Below are 18,374 nucleotides of genomic sequence, written 5' to 3'. Positions count from 1 at the left end.
GTGATTTCTAGGGAAAAGAAAAATCACCTAATCCATATTCCTACCTGTCAGCCTTTAGGCCAAATCATCAATTGCCACCTTATAGGTAGGATCCTCAATGATATTTACCTCGATGATCTCATCCGCTTTGGCTAGTAATTTCCGACAATCCGGGCTCAAATGCCTCAGATGTACTTTTTTACCCACCTTTTGATAACGTTCCGTGATTTTATTCAAAGCTTCAATGGCAGACATGTCGACTACTCTACTTTCAGCAAAATCAATAATCACCTCTTCCGGGTCATTCAGCACATCAAATTTTTCCCCAAAAGCCGAAACTGATCCAAAAAACAAAGGCCCATACATTTCATAGTGCTTCACCCCTTTTTCATCGACATACTTCCTCGCTCGAATGCGCTTGGCATTATCCCAAGCAAAGAAAAGGGCCGCTAGAATAACTCCGATCAATACTGCCAATGCGAGATTGTGGAGAATTGCAGTTATCAATGTAACCAAAAACATCAGGAAGATATCTTTCTTGGGCATTTTCGTAATCGTCCGAAAACTTGCCCACTCAAAAGTCCCTATTGAAACCATGATCATCAATCCAGTCAATGCAGCCATGGGTACTTGCTCGATCAGACTGGAGCCGAACATGATAAACACCAAAAGCATCACCGAAGCCACAATTCCTGACAACCTAGCTCGAGCACCGGAGGAAATGTTAATCAAACTTTGCCCAATCATAGCGCAACCGCCCATTCCGGAGAAAAGACCTGAAGCCACATTCGCCAATCCCTGTGCCACAGCCTCCTTATTGCTTCGTCCTCTTGTCTCGGTAATTTCATCCACGATATTCAAGGTCAAAAGAGACTCAATCAGACCTACTCCAGCCATGATCAATGCATAAGGAAAAATTATCTCCAAAGTCTCCAAAGAAAAGGGTACTGCTGGTATATGAAATGGAGGAAATCCTCCTTTGATACTGGCCATATCCCCCACCGTCTTGGTATCAATACCAAAACCTACCACAACCGCAAAGACCACTAAAATGGCTGTCAAGGATGCCGGCACCACCTTGGTCAACTTCGGAAGTCCCCAGATAATCAACATCGCCAAAAGCACCAATCCCAAGAAAGTATATAAAGTTGAGCCACTCAACCAGTTTCCATCTGCTCCTTTGAATTGATCCAACTGGGACATGAAAATAATAATGGCTAAACCATTCACAAAACCAAAAATCACCGGATGAGGAACCAATCGAATAAATTTACCAAGCTTAAGGCTCCCAAAAATCACCTGAAATATCCCAGACAAAACGACCGCTGCAAAGACATATTCCACCCCCTGTGTAGCCGCCAAAGTAACGATCACGACTGCAATGGCACCGGTGGCACCGGAAATCATTCCCGGTCGGCCTCCCAAAATAGAAGTGACCAACCCCATTACAAAGGCCGCATACAAGCCCGTCAAGGGTGAAAGTCCTGCGATAAACGCAAAGGCGACTGCTTCAGGAATCAAAGCCAAGGCAACGGTCAAACCCGAAAGCACCTCGGTTTTATAATCTACCCGTTGGCTAAAGTCAAATAAATTGAAGAAGTTCTTCATGGATGGATAAAGGAAATGATATTGAATAGAATTAGTAAGCAGAAGCAACTGAAGGATTCCAGCAAATCACGAATAGAGATTGTGACGAAAGCTGGTGAATCAAAAATCATTGTGGCGAACTGCCAATGATAAAGAATTTCATTGCGGAGCAAAGGTAAGAAAAAATCTTGCTCAAAATATTATTCCGAAAAACTAGCGTTATCATAACTTTATTTTGTTAACCAAAGTCAAAATTTCTGGATTTTTGAACAAGAAAAAAGCCGACCCAATTTCTTGAGTCGGCCTCTTATTTACTTATGAGCAATTAATTAAAAAGAATAGGCGAAGCTAAAGGAGATTCGAGTTCCAGGAGCCAAATTAGTAAACAGTTGATCCTGAGCACCGAAAGATCTAAACACCTGCTGTCTTTTATCATTCAGAATGTTAGATACTCCCAAGCTGGTTTGGATTCTTTCATCCGCACCAAAAGACTTATTCACGTTGAAATTCAAACTATGGAAAGGTACTGTATAGGTATCCGTACGGTTTCCAAAACCTACATAATTCAAGGTAGATCCCTGTACATTGTAGAATAAACCTGCTTCGATTCCACTATTGAAATCCAAGAAACTCAATCCGGTATTGATAATGTAAGGAGCCTGACCAGCCATGTCACGAGTGTCTTTAACTTCTTCTCCTTCTCGAGCAGTTAAAGATCTGGATCGGAATTCTGATTCAGACATCTTGATTTGAGATTGAGTCACCGTCACGTTGGTATTCCAGCTGAATTTTTCCAATGCAGGAGCGATGAAGGATAGCTCTTTTCTAAATTCAAACTCCAAACCAGCAACCGTACCATTTCCCACATTTCGAGGTTGGAAGGCTCCCGGGTCAGAAAGGAACTGAACCATTTCAATTGGCTTGTCAAAAGTCTTATAGAAAGCACTTACGGATAACATCTGCCCTCTTTCCTGGAAAGCTTCCCATCTCAAGTCAAAGTTATTGATTCGAGTAGGTGTCAAGTTACCATCCCACAATACCTCAGAACCTCCATTGGTTGTTTCAGGATAAAGACCTCCTACGAAAGTTCTACCTGTGATCGGATCTAGAATTTCAGCATAAGACAACTCCTTAAAAGAAGGTCTAGCAATCGTTCGAGATGCTGAGAATCTCAGGTTTTGATTTTGCTTTAGGTTATAGATCAAATTCACAGAAGGGAAGAAATCAAAATCATCTAGCATTTCAACCAAGTCGAATACGATAGTTCCTGTTTGGTTGGTACCAGTATAATATTGATTGTATTTCTCAACTCGAAGACCCATGATTGCCTTCAATCGATCTGAAGGGCTAGCTTCCAATGATCCATATCCCGCAATGTTTGTAAGGATAGACTGGTATTCATTTGGATTGATTGGGATGAAATCCGCATTGTATCGAACCCCATTTCTATTTTCAGCAGAAAACAAGTTTTCTGTATTTAGAATTGCATTTGGGTCTCCGGTGAATTGGGTGTTTCCTGTTGCAAACTGGAAGCTTTGGATATTAAAGTCCCGATATTTGATAACATAATTTCCGCCAAACTTCAACTTAGAATCACGCTGGAATAGGTTCAAATTACGAGTTACATCCAGTTTACCATTTAGGTTATATTCCTCCAAAGATCTCCAAATTCGAGTAGGTAGCCCCACTTCGGTTGAAATGGTATTATTTGGTAATCTGAATCGAGTGAATCGAATATCTGGGTCTTGAATAGTAGATACAGTAGGAGCTACCTTCCAATTGATTTCCCAATCTCTTCCATTCAAATAGTGAGCCCCGTTAAGGAGAACACTAGTCAAACTTCTTTGAGAATATTCCAAATTGTATTGCTTTGCCTCAAAATTTGCTCCTAGGTTAGTATTAACAAAGTCAAATTCACCTGCCTTAGATTCACCATTTTGAAGGTGCATCAAATTCAATTTATACTTAGAATTGTCAGTTTTCATGGCAATACCTGCCAATCCACCTACCAATACGTTATTGACTCCATAATCGCCCCTTTGTCTTTCAAGAGGTTCCAATTCAAGATCAGAAGACTCTCTTGGCTTGGCATAAAGATTAAATTCAGCGTCTTGATAAAACTCTGTATCGTTCTTATAAGTCAAAGCGACATTGTACCCCCAAGTTACCTTAGGTCTCACCAATTGATTTCCAAGAGAAAGGCTCAAACCAAAATCCATAGGAGAGCTGGTTCTATATCCTCCCAATGTCTTATTAAAACCACCTAAAATGCTTTGATATTCTTGTCCAAGTGGTGAATTTGGATTACCTACTACATCTCCATACTGAGGGATATCTGTTCTTCCTCCTGTAGGAATTGCACGGGTTCCATCATCAATCCCTAACCAATCAGTTTTCCCACCATCATATTTCAGATAATTGCTGTTAAAGTGCATGGAAGGATTATATCCACCGGATATTCCAATTCGAGCAACCTTTTCTTCAGGAAAATCTTTTGTTTCAATATCAACCACACCACCTGTAAAATCGGCAGGAAGTTCAGCAGTGAAAGACTTGGATACGATGATGTTGTCGATCACATTGGTTGGGAAGATATCCATCTGAATGGTATTTCGATCCGGATCCAAACCAGGAACGTCTACCCCGTTCAATACGGTCTTTGTATAACGGTCCCCCAAACCTCGAACGTACACATACTTGCCTCCTTCAATGGAAACACCCGTCACGCGCTTTACAGCAGAGGCCGCATCTCCGTCTCCTATTTTTCGGAAGGTACTGGCTGAAATACCATCCATCAAGTTGGCAGCATTTCTCTTCACAGACATCAAAGCAGATTCAGTAGTTCGGATGGCAGAAGCCGCAATCGTTACGGTTTCCAATTCTGATGCTTCTTCAGCCATAAGAATGTCATCCAAGACAGTTACTTCTCCTGCAGTTACAGTTACAGCAGTTAATTCCACCGTTGTGTAAGAAAGGTAAGAAATCTGAAGTGTGTAAGTTCCAGGAGCTACTTGAACCTCAAATTTTCCATCAAAATCAGTGATGGCACCTGTACTGGTTTCTCTCACCAATACAGAAACTCCAAAGAGAGGCTCACCAGAACCCTCTTCATAAATTGTACCTCGAATGGTACCATTTTGAGCAAATACATATCCTACCAAAAACTGGGTTAGGACGATAATGATTAGGGTGATAATGCTTTTAGAAAGCGATTTTGAATTGTACTTTTTCATACAGCAATTAGTATTGAGAAATGTGACGGAGACCTTGCAAGCTCCGTCACATTCTTTTTTCTTATTGAATTGTTAAAATACCAGCTTCACTTGCCCAAGACCAACCATTGAAAGCGTCCAAATCGGCTCCAACAGTGTTTGCACCAAGGTCTACAGAAGTAGCAAATGCATCCGTTCCACCTTTAAATACCTGACTTAAGGTTACACCCGGAGCCAGGGTTGCTTGAAGATTTGAGAAGGTCAATACTCCATCTACAAAATTTGCAATAGTCTTATCTCCTGAAAGAGAAAGGTCTCCTCTTCCGTTTGTATCATCAGGGCTGGAGAAATTATAGAAATAAATGTTTTCAAAACTTCCTCTTGCTCCATCTCGGAAATCACCGAATTCCGCCACGTCATTTCCTTTGATTGTACCATTCTTAAGAGTATGAGCAGCGTTATAAGAACCTTCTGGTCCGTCGATTTCTAAAGCGTGATCAGTTTCACCACCGGTGATTACTACGAAATTGTCTAGCGTTCCTGCCCAAGCTTGGTCAGTATCCAAAGCATCGTCTCCAGCATTCCAAACGATGGCATTTTTTACTGAAACTGTTCCACCGAACCACTCGATTCCATCATCTTGATTCCCGATGATTTCTACGTTTTCGATGACTGTTCCGGATCCTACTCCACCAAGGGTCAAGCCGTTGATTTCGTTACCCTCACCGATGTTTGCACCACCGTGACGGATAGAGACATATCTTAATATACCTGAGTTATCAGCATCATTGTCTCCACCGTAGAGACCATTGGTGTCTGATGGTGGAATACCTTCAATTTGAACTTCAGAGATATCTCCTGCGAAAGATCCACGTGCATTGCCCAAAATCAACAATCCTCCCCACAAACCAGACAAATCTGGATCTAGGTTAGGAGATACAATTTGACCTGGCTCAATTTCGTCGGCAACTGTTGTGAATATGATTGGACTTGTTGCAGTTCCCAAAGCATTGATTTTTGCACCACGAGCAATGATCAAAGCTGAAGCATTTGACCCCGTTCCTACTTCTCCTTTTACAACAACACCTTCTTGAATAGTCAAGGTGTTTCCAGCGGTTACAGAAATTCTACCGGAAAGCACATAGGTTTTTCCTGTTTCCCACGTAGTACTGGAAGTGATATTTGAATCAACTAGCAATACATTTCCTGAACCATTATCTCCTGGATCAATAATGGGCTTTTCATTTCCTTCAATACAAGAAGAAAAAATTAAAAGCGACCCAAGTAAGAGGTTTACGATTAGGGTTGTTTTTTTCATGGTTATCGTCGTTTTCTTGTTTTTTCAGTTCGACGATACAAAAGTGCCTCAATTTGAGATCACAAGAGAATTTTTTGAATTATGCTTTTTTTAAAAATGAATACAGAATTTAATATTGGATTAACAGAAAATGCATAAAAAAAGGCTTTCCTTCCAGAAAGCCTCTATTTTGGGTTTTTTGTGTTATTTCAATGTTACCGACTTGTTAATCGGAACCTTTTCGAGTAGGATCCGAACTAGGTCACGAGTATTGATTCCGTCGGCTTCAGCCTCATAATTGAGAATAATTCGATGGTTTAGGACATCCTCAGCTATTTCCTTAATATCCTCAGGAAGTACATAATCCCGCCCGTCAAAATAGGCTATTGCTTTGGAAGCGAGATTCAAATTGATACTTGCACGGGGAGAAACCCCAAATTGAATATACTTGGCCTCATTCTTCAACCCATACTGCTCAGGGAAACGGGTTGCAAATACCAACTCAATAATATATTGTTCCAAAGGCTCTGCAATCTTAATTCCATTGATCTGATTGCGAATATCAAATATATCCTGCTTGGAAAGCACTGCGTTCACCTCAGAGGAAAAGGACATATTTGCCATTCGGCGCATTACTTCCATTTCATCGGATTTGCTAGGATAATCGATGTGAACCTTCATCATAAATCGATCGACCTGGGCCTCTGGAAGCGGATAAGTCCCCTCTTGATCAACCGGGTTTTGCGTAGCCAATACCAAAAATGGACGATCCAGATGGAAAGTAGTTTCCCCGATTGTCACTTGTTTTTCCTGCATGGCCTCCAAAAGAGCGGATTGTACTTTAGCAGGAGAACGGTTAACCTCATCTGCCAGAATTAAATTGGCGAAAATCGGTCCCTTCTTCACCTCAAAATCTCCATTCTGCTGATTGTAAATCATCGTTCCAATCAAATCAGCAGGTAACAAATCAGGAGTAAACTGAATCCGGTTGAAATCCAAATGCAGTACCTTTGCCAAGGTATTTACAGTCAGGGTCTTAGCCAACCCGGGAACCCCTTCCAACAAAATGTGCCCATTTGTGAAAAGCCCGATTAACAAGCGGTTAACCATTTTTTCCTGTCCTACTACCACTTTTCGGACTTCTTCGATGACAGCTTGGATTTTATCCTGATACATTTGCCTAACTTTTTCTATGAATCGTGTAAAAATAGAACTATTTGTCCCAAGCGCAATCTTAATTCATTGGAGCGGTATTGCCTTGGGGCAAACGGATTTTTAGGAATTTTTAAGAGGGAACATCTCTCGCAAAGACGCAACGGCGCGAAGGAGCAAAGGGTGTTGTGATTGAAATGGCTCATCAGAAAAGGATTTTTTAACTCCAGCCTTTGCGTGTTCTTTGCTTTGCGGGAGAAAAAATCGTTGCGCAGCTACGTCTTGGCGAGCAAAAACTCCTCTTATTTTCTCCGGAAACCACTCAATCCCAAGGCCCGGTATATTTCCTCTTTTTCCATTTCCCGAACTTCCCCAACTTGAAATCCCTGAATGGTTAATTTTTCAACAGACCACCGAACCAAGCGCAAAGTAGGATGTCCCACAGCTGCAGTCATTTTTCGAACCTGCCTATTTTTCCCTTCAATTAAAGTGAGGGAAATCCAGGTGTCCGGAACATTTTTCCGATATCGAATTGGGGGATTCCTCTCCGGTAAATCGGGAACTTGTTCAGGTATTTTTGCAACAGCGTGTTTGGTTCGATAAATTTTCCCATCCACATTGATATCAACACCTTTCTCTAATTGCCTCAAGGCCTCTTGGTCGGGAATTCCTTCGACTTGTGCAAGATAAGTTCGCTGATGTCCAAAACGCGGATTCAACAAGTGATGATTGAGTTGCTTATCATCCGTAATGATGAGCAAGCCTTCACTATCCTTATCCAGACGTCCTACAGGATAGACTGTTTTGGGGAAATGAAAAAGAGAGGCAAGCGTCTGCCCCTCTCCACTAAATTGACTCAAAACCCCAAAGGGTTTGTAAATAATGAAATAACGTGCCAACCTTAATTAGCTTCCGCAACCAATACAATCAATGCTGGAATCCATAGGCTTCACACCCTTTAGTTTCATTTCCAGATTGTGGATTTGATCCCGCAGTTCCATGTCAGCAAACATGTCACCAGTCAATTGACTTTTCAGATCGGCGATTTGTGCCTCGAGTTCTTGCTTTTGTACTTCGCTCATAAAAGTTAGGGTTAATGGTTAATGGTTAATGGTTAATGGTTTTCGAAGAAATCAAAAATAATTCCAAACCTTTTCTTTATTCAGAATTCAACCAGAATTTTTATCATCCTTTCCCAAAAAAAGTAAACCTAGAATTACTTGAAATATTTTAAAACACATAGTCACATAGAAATTTATATCCTCTAAGTGAAGGGATTCTATCTCCTTTGCTATGTGCTCTATGTTGCTATCCGGTTCAAAAGACTTATAAACCAATCAAATGATTTGCAAAGTAATTCGGGAAGTCCCACATTAACATCATGAACCCACTCATTCAACTTCGACATACCCTTCATCAGTATCCAGAAATTGCCGGGGAAGAGCATCAAACTGCCCAGCGAATTCTGGATTTTTTCAAGCCTTTGAAACCGGATGAAATACTAGAAAAATTGGGAGGAACAGGTTTAGCATTTATTTTCAAAGGAAAAAATCCAGGGAAACGCCTGCTTTTCCGCTGCGAATTGGATGCGCTACCAATTGAGGAAAAAGGAAAGCCAAGTTACAAGAGCTCAATCCTAGGAAAAGGGCACCTTTGCGGACATGATGGACATATGGCGATCATTTGCGGATTAGGTGAAAAACTTTCCAAAAAGCGACCGGAATTCGGAGAGGTAGTTTTATTATTTCAACCAGCTGAAGAAACCGGTCAAGGAGCTAAAGCCGTTTTGGAGGATTCCCGCTTCGAAGAAATCCGACCTGATTTTGCCTTTGCACTACACAACTTACCGGGCTATCCGCTCCATCAGATCATTACTCGCAAAGGCACATTTGCTGCCGGAAGTACGGGAATGAAGTTAAACTTCTTTGGCAAAACATCCCACGCAGCTCATCCCGAAGACGGAAATAATCCTGCGGAGACCATTTCTAAATTGATTTTGGCATTGCCACAAATCCGAAATTCTATTCCCGGTTTTACTTTGGCAACCGTCATTCATATCCAATTGGGAAGTTTGGCTTTCGGAACCAGTGCTGGAAAGGGAAGTCTGAGCTTGACGTTGCGGGCTTTTGATCAGAAAAACCTAGAGTTACTGATTCAAAAAGTAGAAGAAAAAGCAAAAGAACTTGCTGCAGTTGATCAGCTCCAACTCGAGATTGAATTTCTAGAAAGCTTTGCCGTTTCCAAAAACAATCCAGATGCTGCAAACCTGGCTCAACAAGCATTCGAAGACTTTAACCTGGCAGTGATAGAAAATACCGAACCCTTCCGATGGTCTGAAGATTTTGGTTTATTTAGTCAGACTTGCCCTTCCTACCTCTTTGGTTTGGGAGCTGGAGAAAGCTGCCCGCAGCTCCACGAACCGACCTATGATTTCCCGGATGAATTGATTGAAACAGGGGTGAGAATTTTTGAAAGAATAATACAAAAAGAAACCCTCCAAAGGGATTAAGTCTTTGGAGGGTTTTACTTTATAGCGTGAATCGCTTACTTTTTCTTATTCTGAGCTCGCTTCATCGGATTATCACCGAAAGAAGCCCCTCGTGCACCACCTCTGCCTTTGAAAAGCTCAAAACGGGATGGCTGATATTGTCTCGGCCAATAGTTGCTGCTCTCATCAATGTCAGCAGTCTCACGATACGGATCGAGTACAAACTGTACCACTTCTTTTTTCTTGGCAAATACCTTGGTCACTTCCGTCTCATTCAGTTTCCAAATTTCAGCAGGAATACGCTCGATTTCTGAAGTACCATCGGCATACTGAAATTCAATGATCAAAGGCATCACTAAGCCACCCACATTTTCGAAGGTGAGCTCGTAGAAGTTCATATCTGAGTTCAACAACTCCTTCTCTTTTGGAGAAAGGCTTGCCATAAATCGCTTGTATGCCTCCTCATCTTCAGGTGTAATTTCAAATCGATCGTAACTGTTATAGAAATCACGAGTAGCTGGATTTCCTTCCACTACTGTCTCAGGAACATCAGTTCGGTTAAATTCTTTGGTGATATATGTTTCTTCCCGCTCAAATTCTGCCTTATCAGCAGCTTTCTTCTCAGCTGGAGTGCGGTTATCCAGTTTAAACCACTTGACATCCTGAATAGCAATATCCACAGGTTCAGTACCGAAGAACCATCCTCTCCAGAACCAATCCAAATCTACCGCTGACGCATCTTCTAAAGTTCGGAACAAATCCTCTGGAGTCGGGTGCTTAAACATCCATCGTCTTGCATACTCTTTGAAAGCAAAATCAAAGAGTTCACGGCCCATCACAGTTTCCCGAAGGATATTCAATGCAGTTGCTGGTTTCGCATAGGCGTTTGGACCAAATTGGATGATATTCTCAGAGTTGGTCATGATCGGCTCCAATAGATGCTTCTCACTTCTCATGTAAGGTACAATTTTGTGAGCCGGACCACGACGGGAAGGATAATTTCGATCCCACTCTTGCTCAGCCATAAACTGCATAAAGGTATTCAAGCCCTCATCCATCCACGTCCACTGACGCTCGTCGGAATTGACGATCATTGGGAAGAAGTTGTGTCCGACCTCATGGATGATTACGGAAATCATCCCGTATTTCACTGCTTCAGAATAGGTGCCATCCTTATCCGGACGACCGTAGTTGAAACAAATCATCGGATACTCCATCCCGTTGCTTGCCTCCACGGAAATGGCAGTTGGATATGGGTAATCAAAAGTATGTGCAGAGTAGGACTTGATCGTGTGAGCTACAACTCTTGTAGAGTACTGCTCCCAAAGTGGATTAGCTTCCTTCGCGTAGTAAGACATAGCCATCACATCTTTTCCACCTTGCTTCACTGCCATAGCATCCCAGATGAATTTGCGGGAAGAAGTCCAGGCAAAATCACGAACGTTTTCAGCTTTGAAAATCCATGTTTTCTTTTCCTTTGATTTTCCTTTTTCCAATTTCTCCGCTTCTGCTTGCGTACGGATTATGACTGGATTGTCATAAGACTGCTTTGCTCTATTCCATCGCTCCAATTCAGTGGCAGAAAGTACTTCTTCCGGATTTTGCAGCACACCAGTAGCACCTACCATATGATCAGCCGGCACCGTGATACGCACTTCATAATTTCCAAAGGTCAACGCAAATTCCCCTCTTCCGAAGAACTGCTTATTTTGCCAACCTTCGAAATCGGAATAAACTGCCATTCGCGGGAACCACTCGGCCATGGTGTATAGGTAGTTACCATCCTCTGGGAAATACTCATAGCCTGGACGGCCAGAGATATAACTCATCCGATCAGTAATATTAAAAGACCAATCTACAGAGAAACTGAAGCTCTCGCCTGCCTTCAATGGCTGAGGAAGGTCAATACGCATCATGGTTTTGTTAACGGCAACGGGAAGGGGATTTCCATCAGTGTCCTTTACATTCAACACCTTATATCCGAATTCCTCATTTTCCCAAAGAATGCCCTCCAGGGTTCTCAATGTCATCCGGGAATTGATGGAACTTTCAGCTACTTTAGGTGCATCTGATTCAGGACCTCGCTGATTTTCTTCCAACTGTACCCATAGATAAGTCAAGACATCCGGAGAGTTGTTGATGTAAGTGACGGTCTCAGAGCCTTTGATCGATTGATTGTCATCATTCAATTCCACATCGATTACATAATTGGCCTGCTGCTGCCAATACATATGTCCAGGAGCACCGGATGCGGTGCGGTAGACATTTGGAGAACGCAACATCGTGCCCAACTGCTCGAAACGTTCGGCATGGTTTTGCTCCGATCTGCGAGCCTGGGCCCAAGCTTCTACTGAAACGAAAGTCAAGACTAAGAGCGCTAATCCTATTTTTCTCATAATCATTTATTTATTACCAAAATTTTGTATCCAACATTAAACTCAAGGCAATTCCGAAAACACTGGATGCAATGACCAAGGTCCAGTCCCGACGGTTTACACCTGCAATCCCCACCAGGATTCCGGTGACTGTCAGAAAGATTGCAACAATGACCAATTGTCCCACTTCCAGACCAACATTAAATGCCAATAAAGGTTTCCAGATGACGGCTTCTTTCCCAAGCAATTCTCTCAAATAATTTGAAAAGCCAAGTCCATGAATCAATCCAAAGAACAATGCTAACAAATAATTAAGCTGGATATTTTTACCAGCGGATGGCTTGGGTTTTAAAATGGTAAAGAAGGCTGTAATTGCAATGGTTACCGGAATCAAAAATTCAATTATATCAGAGCGAACCTGAATCACTTTGAAGGTAGCCAATGCCAAAGTTAAGGAATGGCCAATGGTAAAGGCAGTCACCAAAATCACAATCTTGCGCCAATCCCGTGGAATGTAAAGGGCACACAATGCCAACACAAATAAAATGTGATCGTAACCCTGTATATCTAGAATATGCTGAATTCCGATTCGGAAATAAAGCTCAAATGAATTCATAAGTAAATAAATACCTCAATTGAAGTAAATTGCGGCAATAATACAGGTTTATTCGCACAAATAGTACCTCAAATCTTCCAAATGCTACAGATTTACACGTCCTTACTCACGCTGGGATGGATGGTTTTCAGCCACCCTTTTTACATTTCCTTAACCGAAATCAGACAGAACCCAAATTCAAAAAAATTGGAAGTTGCCACTAAAATCTTTTGGGATGATCTGGAAGTTGGCCTAAGTAATTCCTTTGATGAAAAAGTAGATTTTTTGAATCCCGAAAATTCTGAAAAACTGGAAGAACATATTGATAGATACCTGCATCAACAAATTCAATTTTGGATAGAAGGGAAGGAAGTAAGCTGGAGCTTATTGGGTTATGAGGTTGAGGAAGATGCAGCTTGGTTTTATTTAGAATCCGAGCCCGTCCAATTTTCAGGCAAATTCAAAGTCAAAAACTCAGTGCTAATGGAGGATTTTTCTACCCAACAAAACATCATCCATATCTACGAGGGAAACAGCAGAAGTCCTAGAAGTATGTTATTGACAAAGGGAAATGAATGGGATGAAATAAGTCTGAAATAAAAAAACCCGATGAAATTCATCGGGTTTTCTATTTAAATCAATCTAAACCTTATGAAGGATTTTGAACCATATTTTCGTTGGCGTTCAATTCTGAAATAGGAATCTTGAACTGCCAGTTGTTAGTGCCTGCAGGCTCATCAAACTTGGAGTTGATAACGGTAGCAACATGGTTAGCACCGTTTCTGTCCAAAGGCAAGTTCAAACGCTTCAAGTCATAGAATCTGAAGCCTTCACCCCACAATTCAATTCGACGCTGAATCATGATCTCTTCGATCAAAGCTTCACCGGTATTAGAAGTCAAAGTGTACTCAGGGTCACGCTGAGAAGCAAACTCAAACAAAACTTGAGCTGCCTGCGCGTCATTTCCTGATCTAGCCAAAGCTTCTGCTTCAACCAAGTACATTTCTGCCGCTCTCATATAAGGCACATCCCCTACAGAGGAAGCATTTCCTTGAGCTACAAACTTACGGTTCATGTAATCACGCTTAGCAAAGGAACTCAAAGTCACCTCATCGATAAATGGATCTCTCAATGCTGGATCAGATGCATTTGGATCCCAAAGTCCTTTTCTGTAATCAGAATCAGGGATCATATCGTATAATTTGCTGCTGATCGCTTTTGGATTTCCCCGAATATTGGTTGAACTGAAGTTCAAAGAAACATATGCAAAGTAAGAAGCGAAGAAGGTCTGCTGATCGTCAATCTGACGGCTACCCCAAATCCACTCTTGGTTATCCACATTGTTGAATCCTTCATAGAGCTGAGCTTGAGACATCAAGTCGTATCCCTCTCTAGCCAATTTTGCCTGAGCTGCAGCTACTGCGTAGTTACCTTGGGTCAAAGCAACACGAGCTTTAATTCCTCTGGCTACATTGATGTTGATATGAGATTTTGCATTTCTGCTCTCATTCAATAAAGCGATAGCTGCGTCCAAATCAGCATTGACTTGGGTGTAAACCTCTTCCACTGTATTTCGAGGACCACCTTCAGTGATTGGCTCTAATACGATAGGTACACCTAGTTGGCTATTTCCTCCACCTGCATTGTAACGCTGCGCGAACAATTGTACTAAGTTGAAATGAGCCCAAGCACGGTAAGCCAAAGCTTGACCTTTGATTTCATCTCGTTCAGATTGAGGTCCTTCTGCATTGTCGATATTTGCAATGATCATGTTGGCATTACCAATGATCTTGTAATAGAATCTCCACACAAAACGAACATCGCCACTGTTTTCATTGATATGGTTTAGCCATCTCGAAATGGAAACGAACCAACCATTTGCGATTCCTGTCATTACATAATCATCACCCAATGCTTCGCGCATAATCATCACGCCACCCTCACCAGGTTGACCTTGAGAATCATATCGGATAAACATTGATCTGTGAATTCCATTCAATGCGGTCATCGCATTCTGTGTAGTCGTAAAGACTGCGTTTTCTGATACCGCATCCGTAGGAAGGGTATCCAAATAGTCCTCAGCACAACCAAAACTTAGGATTGCTCCGAGTAAGAATATTTTACTAATTAATTTCTTCATTGTCTTGGTAGATTACAATTGTACATTAACTCCCAGCGTGAAGGTTCTCGCTGGCGTAAACGTATTAGAAGTAGTTCCGCTAAAGGTACCGGATACATACATTCCGCTTCGGGAAGACAACCATCCAAGGTTTTCACCTGCTAGATAGACCGTAGCTCCTCTCATTTTCCAACGCTCCAATAAGGTGCGAGGGAATGTATAGGATAGGTTCACTGAACGAAGATTCAAATAAGAGGCATCCGTCAACCATCTGTCTGAAGCGACGTTGGTTTGAGCAGCACCTGTTACATCCATTTTTGGAACATCAGTGATATCACCTGGCTGTTGCCATCTGTTCATGATATCCACGTGAGCGGCACCTCCATCAGGATCTGCAGCCATCAAGCCTGCATAGATTCCATCATAGATGTCTCCACCAACTGCAAAGCTCACCAATACATTCAAAGAGAATCCTTTGTATGAGAAGGTATTGTTAAGACCACCAAAGAAGTCAGGAATCGCATTTCCAGCAAAGTGGAATCTTGCATTCTGGAAGTTGGTAGTCAAGGTGTCACCATTTACGATTCTATCTCTAGAATCAGTTTCGGAGAAGGTTTCAGCTCTGTAAAGACCTTCACCTGTTTCAGGATCCACACCATACCAATCTCTCAACCAGAAATCATAGATAGAGCGACCTACTACATATTTTTTGGTACCTACGATTTGCTCATCGAAAGGCAATTCTTTGAATTCATTCTTAAAGGTGGACATGTTCAAGTTTGCATTCCACTTGAAATCACCAGAACGAACCAAATCACCGCCGATATTGAATTCAATACCAGTGTTTGCCATGGTACCGATATTTTGGAATCTAGAATTCAAACCTGTTGTCAAAGACAACGGAACTTCAAAAAGCAAGTTGCTTGACTCTCTGTTGAAGTATTCAATAGTACCGGAGAATCTATTTCCAAAAGCGAAATCCAAACCTAGGTCATAGGTATTGTTGGACTCCCACTGCAAATCCAATGCAGAAAGGGAAGCCTGCAAAATACCTGGTTCAGAAGCGTTGTTAAAGCCAAGGTCATAAAGCGCCTGCCATGGGTAGAAACCACCGACAGCATTGTTACCTACTTCACCATAAGACGCTCTAAATTTCAACAATTGGAAGAAATTAGAATTGAAGAAATCTTCCTGATCGATAGACCAAGCTGCACCTACAGAGAAGAAGGTACCCCAACGTACATCTTGATAGAATCGTGAAGATCCGTCAGTTCTCCAAGAAGCAGAGAAAGAGTACTTGTCGTCATATACATAGTTCACTCGAGACAAATAGGACTCAATGCGATCTCTATCCAAACGACCAGTTGCAGAGTTGATGGTTACAAAGTTGTCTGGCTCAATATTACCAGCAAGAATTTGATCCTGCTTGGAGATAAACTGACGGTTTACTTGGTAATCATAATTTTCATGACCTGCCAAAACTTCCACGAAGTGCTTCTCATTGAAGGTGTTGGAATAAGTCAAAAGTTGGTTGAATGTCAAGGAATTGATTCTGATATTCTCTCTTCGAGTACGTCCAGCTGGCGCGCCATCACCTACGATGGTGTTATCATATCCGATATTCAACAAGGAAGTGATATCTGTAGCGATGTTCGTTCTGAATGTGAAATTCTTCAAGAATTTAGCTTCAACATAAGCACGGGAAGAAATCACATCTCTGTCGAATCGATCGATGTTCAACAACGTTTCCTGAACTACGTGACGGCCAGGATAGGCACCTGCACCTCTTCGCGGAAGACCTAATTCTTCCAAATCACCCAAGTCAAAGATTTTGTTACCAAACTCATCCAAGATAAATCCACCTGTCTGCATATTCTGAGCATACACTGGATAAATAGGACCCATGGAACGAGCTGTAAAGAATGGGTTTACAAAGCTGTTGCTTCCGCCATCTCTTGCGTTGTTTCCTTCACTCAAGGTAGCAGAAAGGTTAATACCTGTCTTCAACCAATCTGTTGCTTGGGTATTCACGTTCAAACGACCAGTGAATCGCTCAATGTCAGACTGGATAATAAAACCTTTCTCATTCAAATAGTTAAAAGAGGTATAGAAATCGGTTTTACCTGCACCACCGGAATAAGTCAAGTTGTATTCCTTACGATCACCCATTCTCTGCAATTCGTCAAACCAATCCAATCCTTGGAAATTGTTGACTGCATTTGGATTCAATCTACCGTCCAATCCAACAATCTGGTCATTCGGTACATTGTACACGTTGTATCCTAGGATGTCTATCAAATTCTGAGAAGCGAAAGCTGCTGCATCCGCTGGGTTTGCACCATTACCGATTTGGGAGTTTTTCAATGATTCCCAAACCAATGGATAGTATTGGTCAGCATTCACTCGATCGTATTCTGGAAGTGCTCGACCAGAAACCCCTTGCTGTAAGCGAAGATTAAAGGTAGGCTTGTTTTTGTTACCTGTTTTAGTGGTAATCATCACTACCCCATTCGCAGCCCGAGAACCATAAAGTGCGGCAGATGAAGCATCTTTCAAGATGGTCATGTCTGCAATATCCTCTGGGTTAAGGTTTGAAAGGTCTCCATCATAAGGAACACCATCCACTACATAAAGAGGAGCTGAAGAAGAGTTAACGGATCCGATACCTCTTATTCGTACAGCAGGAGTAGAACCTGGCTGACCTGAAGCAGAAGTGGTGATTACACCCGGAGCCTGTCCTTCAATCGCATTTACCACGTTGTTAATAGGTCGGTTAGCGATTTGGTCTCCTTTAAGTGCTACTGCGGATCCAGTAAAGTTTCCTTTATCTGCAGTACCACCATAGGCCGTAATGATGATCTCTTCCAAATTTTGAGAGTCTTCCTGCATTACGACATTAATTTCAGTGCGGTTTCCAATTAGTTCCTCCACACTGCGATAGCCGATGTAACTAAACACCAAAGTGGTTGCTCCTTCTGGAGCCAATAAGGTGTAATTTCCATCTAAGTCAGTCACGACCCCGATAGTCGTACCTTTTACAAGGACATTGACACCGATCAAACCATCTGGTTCGTCGGGCGCTGTCACTCTACCTGTGATGGTTCTGTTTTGTGCCATGACCGAAATAGCAGTCATAAACAGCAAAGCAAAACCTAGTAAAATTTTCTTCATAGGTTTAGTTTTAAATAGAAGATTTATTTTTCGTTAGTATAAAGCACGATGTAAAATTCAAAAAGAGCAAATTTTGAATAATCGTATATTATCAGGCATTTTCAGAATAAAATTTTGAATATATAACATTTGTAAAATTTTAGCAGGATAAGAGAGTGCCCGTACACTGTCCGAATCTTAAAAATCAGCCACTTATTGCCAAAAATAGATTTTTTAAAAAATTAAATTTTGTTATAATATCCATAAATAAAATTTTATTTTTTATCTTGGAAAAATACAATAAATAGATTTATAATTTTTAATTATTCCAAATGAAATTTTATTCTGATTATATTCGTTTTCCCCCTTCAATTAGAAATAAAATTCTGAGGCTGTCCGAAATTGAAAATTCATTAATCA

Annotated in this window: 12 protein-coding genes; 2 read left to right on the top strand and 10 right to left on the bottom strand. The window is 41.5% G+C overall.

Annotated elements, in window-relative coordinates; genetic code table 11:
- Positions 1-54 precede the first annotated feature (54 nt).
- The 6 genes from HWE15_RS12985 to HWE15_RS12960 all read right to left on the bottom strand — a co-directional run bounded on the left by HWE15_RS12985 (position 55) and on the right by HWE15_RS12960 (position 8,309).
- Positions 55-1,587: a SulP family inorganic anion transporter gene (locus tag HWE15_RS12985; protein ID WP_290507970.1), complete on the bottom strand. Its 1,533-nt coding sequence runs from the start codon at positions 1,585-1,587 to the stop codon at positions 55-57.
- A gap of 308 nt (positions 1,588-1,895) precedes the next feature.
- Positions 1,896-4,799: a TonB-dependent receptor gene (locus HWE15_RS12980; protein WP_290507969.1), complete on the bottom strand. Its 2,904-nt coding sequence runs from the start codon at positions 4,797-4,799 to the stop codon at positions 1,896-1,898.
- Positions 4,800-4,860: 61 nt separating this feature from the next.
- Positions 4,861-6,096, bottom strand: coding sequence for a hypothetical protein (locus tag HWE15_RS12975; protein WP_290507968.1), 1,236 nt, complete (start codon positions 6,094-6,096; stop codon positions 4,861-4,863).
- Between the two features lie 183 nt (positions 6,097-6,279).
- Entirely contained in the window at positions 6,280-7,251 is a 972-nt protein-coding gene (locus tag HWE15_RS12970; protein WP_290507967.1) for a MoxR family ATPase, read from the bottom strand.
- A gap of 278 nt (positions 7,252-7,529) precedes the next feature.
- On the bottom strand, positions 7,530-8,126 hold the full coding sequence (locus tag HWE15_RS12965) for a pseudouridine synthase (RefSeq protein WP_290507966.1): 597 nt from the start codon (positions 8,124-8,126) through the stop codon (positions 7,530-7,532).
- Positions 8,127-8,132: 6 nt separating this feature from the next.
- Positions 8,133-8,309, bottom strand: coding sequence for a hypothetical protein (locus tag HWE15_RS12960; RefSeq protein ID WP_290507965.1), 177 nt, complete (start codon positions 8,307-8,309; stop codon positions 8,133-8,135).
- Between the two features lie 299 nt (positions 8,310-8,608).
- Here HWE15_RS12960 and HWE15_RS12955 point away from each other — a divergent pair, with 299 nt between their 5' ends.
- Complete coding sequence (locus HWE15_RS12955; protein ID WP_290507964.1) at positions 8,609-9,736, top strand: amidohydrolase; 1,128 nt, start codon at positions 8,609-8,611, stop codon at positions 9,734-9,736.
- A 35-nt stretch (positions 9,737-9,771) separates the two neighbouring features.
- Here the strand turns inward: HWE15_RS12955 and HWE15_RS12950 are convergent, their stop codons facing one another.
- Together HWE15_RS12950 and HWE15_RS12945 are read right to left on the bottom strand one after the other, a co-directional pair.
- Positions 9,772-12,111: a M1 family metallopeptidase gene (locus tag HWE15_RS12950; RefSeq protein WP_290507963.1), complete on the bottom strand. Its 2,340-nt coding sequence runs from the start codon at positions 12,109-12,111 to the stop codon at positions 9,772-9,774.
- Between the two features lie 13 nt (positions 12,112-12,124).
- Positions 12,125-12,706 carry a HupE/UreJ family protein gene (locus HWE15_RS12945; RefSeq protein WP_290507962.1) on the bottom strand — a complete coding sequence of 194 codons (582 nt, stop codon included), beginning with the start codon at positions 12,704-12,706 and terminating at the stop codon, positions 12,125-12,127.
- Positions 12,707-12,787: 81 nt separating this feature from the next.
- Here HWE15_RS12945 and HWE15_RS12940 point away from each other — a divergent pair, with 81 nt between their 5' ends.
- Positions 12,788-13,285 carry a DUF6702 family protein gene (locus HWE15_RS12940; protein ID WP_290507961.1) on the top strand — a complete coding sequence of 166 codons (498 nt, stop codon included), beginning with the start codon at positions 12,788-12,790 and terminating at the stop codon, positions 13,283-13,285.
- 49 nt (positions 13,286-13,334) lie between these two features.
- On the opposite strand, the gene HWE15_RS12935 is transcribed toward HWE15_RS12940, so the two are convergent.
- Both HWE15_RS12935 and HWE15_RS12930 read right to left on the bottom strand, forming a co-directional pair.
- A complete protein-coding gene (locus HWE15_RS12935; protein ID WP_290507960.1) occupies positions 13,335-14,825 on the bottom strand; it encodes a RagB/SusD family nutrient uptake outer membrane protein in 1,491 nt (496 codons plus the stop codon).
- A 12-nt stretch (positions 14,826-14,837) separates the two neighbouring features.
- Positions 14,838-17,975, bottom strand: a complete 3,138-nt coding sequence (locus tag HWE15_RS12930; protein ID WP_290507959.1) for a SusC/RagA family TonB-linked outer membrane protein — start codon at positions 17,973-17,975, stop codon at positions 14,838-14,840.
- Positions 17,976-18,374: the final 399 nt, after the last annotated feature.

Source organism: Algoriphagus sp. (assembly GCF_013373065.1).
Classification (GTDB): domain Bacteria; phylum Bacteroidota; class Bacteroidia; order Cytophagales; family Cyclobacteriaceae; genus Algoriphagus.
This window is presented reverse-complemented; position numbering and strand designations above follow the sequence as displayed.

Bases quoted from the DNA above. Each gene is read 5' to 3' on its own strand.
- HWE15_RS12985 (WP_290507970.1), bottom strand. From the start codon at position 1,587: ATGAAGAACTTCTTCAATTTATTTGACTTTAGCCAACGGGTAGATTAT.
- HWE15_RS12980 (WP_290507969.1), bottom strand. From the start codon at position 4,799: ATGAAAAAGTACAATTCAAAATCGCTTTCTAAAAGCATTATCACCCTA.
- HWE15_RS12975 (WP_290507968.1), bottom strand. From the start codon at position 6,096: ATGAAAAAAACAACCCTAATCGTAAACCTCTTACTTGGGTCGCTTTTA.
- HWE15_RS12970 (WP_290507967.1), bottom strand. From the start codon at position 7,251: ATGTATCAGGATAAAATCCAAGCTGTCATCGAAGAAGTCCGAAAAGTG.
- HWE15_RS12960 (WP_290507965.1), bottom strand. From the start codon at position 8,309: ATGAGCGAAGTACAAAAGCAAGAACTCGAGGCACAAATCGCCGATCTG.
- HWE15_RS12955 (WP_290507964.1), top strand. From the start codon at position 8,609: ATGAACCCACTCATTCAACTTCGACATACCCTTCATCAGTATCCAGAA.
- HWE15_RS12950 (WP_290507963.1), bottom strand. From the start codon at position 12,111: ATGAGAAAAATAGGATTAGCGCTCTTAGTCTTGACTTTCGTTTCAGTA.
- HWE15_RS12945 (WP_290507962.1), bottom strand. From the start codon at position 12,706: ATGAATTCATTTGAGCTTTATTTCCGAATCGGAATTCAGCATATTCTA.
- HWE15_RS12940 (WP_290507961.1), top strand. From the start codon at position 12,788: ATGCTACAGATTTACACGTCCTTACTCACGCTGGGATGGATGGTTTTC.
- HWE15_RS12935 (WP_290507960.1), bottom strand. From the start codon at position 14,825: ATGAAGAAATTAATTAGTAAAATATTCTTACTCGGAGCAATCCTAAGT.
- HWE15_RS12930 (WP_290507959.1), bottom strand. From the start codon at position 17,975: ATGAAGAAAATTTTACTAGGTTTTGCTTTGCTGTTTATGACTGCTATT.